This window comes from Mesorhizobium sp. M0051 (assembly GCF_040323235.1).
GTDB lineage: Bacteria > Pseudomonadota > Alphaproteobacteria > Rhizobiales > Rhizobiaceae > Mesorhizobium.
In genome coordinates this window covers 1-1,039 of the sequence record NZ_JAMYUT010000092.1, presented here as the reverse complement: position 1 = coordinate 1,039, position 1,039 = coordinate 1, and the positions used below count along the sequence as shown (strand labels likewise).

Here is a 1,039-nt window from a genome sequence, read left to right as displayed (position 1 = left end):
GGGACTGTCAGGAATTTTGTGCATGAGGCCATGATGATGGAAAGGAGAATCATCGCATGGCTATTGAGAAGGAACTTTTGGACCGTTTGCTTGCCGGGCGCGATCCGCAGGAGCTGTTTTCCAAAGACGGCTTGCTTGATGATCTGAAGAAGGCGCTTTCGGAGCGGATACTGAACGCCGAGTTGGACGATCATCTTGAAGAGGAGCAGGGCGAAGGCTCGGCGAACCGGCGCAATGGGCATTCGAAGAAGACGGTTCTGACGGGCACATCAAAGCTCGAACTTTCGATCCCGCGTGACCGGGCCGGCTCCTTCGACCCGAAGCTGATTGCAAAGTATCAGCGTCGCTTTCCCGATTTCGACGCCAAGATCGTGTCGATGTATGCGCGCGGCATGAGCGTGCGCGAGATCCGCGGCCACCTGGAGGAACTGTACGGCATCGACGTTTCGCCTGACCTGATCTCGGCGGTCACCGATGCTGTGCTGGAGGAGGTCGCGGAATGGCAGAACAGACCGTTGGATGCCTGCTTTCCCTTGGTCTTCTTCGACGCTATCCGGGTCAAGATCCGCGACGAAGGGTTCGTCCGCAACAAGGCGATCTACATCGCGCTCGGCATCCTGCCCGACGGCGGCAAGGAGATATTGGGTATCTGGATCGAGCAGACGGAGGGCGCTAAATTCTGGCTGCGCGTCATGAACGAACTGAAGAACCGAGGTATCGCCGATATCCTTATCGCCGTCGTCGATGGCTTGAAGGGTTTTCCAGAAGCGATCAACGCCGTTTTCCCGCAGACGGTCGTGCAGACCTGCATCGTGCATCTGATCCGCCACTCGCTGGAGTTCGTGTCATGGAAGGACCGCAAGCTTGTGGTGCCGGCGCTGCGGGCGATCTATCGGGCCAAGGACGCAGAGGCCGGCCTGGCAGCGCTCGATGCCTTCGACGCCGGCTACTGGGGCCAACGTTATCCGGCAATCGCCCAGAGCTGGCGGCGCAACTGGCAGCACGTCGTGCCATTCTTCGCATTCCCCGAAAGCGTGCG

1 protein-coding gene is annotated in these 1,039 nt (G+C 59.2%); it reads left to right on the top strand.

All coding sequences use genetic code 11. The features are described 5' to 3' along the window. Positions 1 to 56: 56 nt before the first annotated feature. Positions 57 to 1,039: IS256 family transposase (locus NKJ90_RS33350; RefSeq protein WP_352487776.1), on the top strand; the 983-nt coding region annotated here is incomplete at its 3' end.